Raw genomic sequence first — 737 nt, forward strand, 5'->3', positions numbered from 1 at the left:
CCACTGCTCATCGGTCAACTCGTAACGCCGAACCACACGTCATTTTTACACTGCCTCCAGGGTTTGCGGACACACCCTAGGCCCTGTCCAGTGACCGGGTCGAGCAGCACGGCGTACGTATGATCTGCAAACGGCATGACCTCGCTCACCGTCGCAGCAGGCCGCCACTGCGCTGCGAAGATGTCCAGCCGACGGCGCAATTCGGCGTCGGGCAGGGGGCGCGCCGCAGCGGGCAGTGGGCCGGCCATGTGGCCCGACATACCACCCGTGCTGCCCCAGCCTGAACGCAGCGCAGAGGGCATCAGCAGGATCAGCCCCAGCAGGCCCACCCCCACCAGTAGAGCCCCCAGCCACAGCAGCCTGCCGCCACTTGCCCTAGGCATCCAGGTCACGCTGGAGTTGCTCGTATTGTTCCTTGGTCAGTTCGCCGCGTGCGTACCGTTCCCGTGCAATGCCCAGGGCTCGGTCGTGCGGAGGCTGGTTGCTTGTACGGGTCTGATGGCTCAGGGCACGGACCAGGAGCACCACTCCGAGAATCAGAAGACCCAGGAACAGCGCCATCCCGATCCAACCGAACACCCCAGCGCCCATGCCGTAGCCGTATCCATAATCCATCATGGTGATCGCCCCCCTGTGGGCAAGCCGTTGAGTACAGGCCCCTGACGGCCTGACACAAAGTATGAGAAAGCGTCCCCGGTAGGGGACACTTTCTGTTTGTGACAACCGAAAATGCCACC

The 737-nt window shown here is 63.4% G+C and carries 2 protein-coding genes; both read right to left on the reverse strand.

Features of this window, described 5'->3' with window-relative positions; translation table 11 throughout:
• Positions 1-14 precede the first annotated feature (14 nt).
• Positions 15-392 (reverse strand): hypothetical protein, encoded by a 378-nt coding sequence (locus tag IEY21_RS16685; RefSeq protein ID WP_188905464.1) that lies wholly within the window; start codon positions 390-392, stop codon positions 15-17.
• A complete protein-coding gene (locus IEY21_RS16690) occupies positions 376-618 on the reverse strand; it encodes an SHOCT domain-containing protein (RefSeq protein ID WP_188905465.1) in 243 nt (80 codons plus the stop codon). Before IEY21_RS16690 ends, IEY21_RS16685 begins: the two co-directional genes overlap by 17 nt.
• Positions 619-737: the final 119 nt, after the last annotated feature.

The sequence above is a fragment of the Deinococcus aerophilus genome, assembly GCF_014647075.1.
Classification (GTDB): Bacteria; Deinococcota; Deinococci; order Deinococcales; family Deinococcaceae; genus Deinococcus; species Deinococcus aerophilus.

Bases quoted from the DNA above. Each gene is read 5' to 3' on its own strand.
- IEY21_RS16690 (WP_188905465.1), bottom strand. From the start codon at position 618: ATGATGGATTATGGATACGGCTACGGCATGGGCGCTGGGGTGTTCGGT.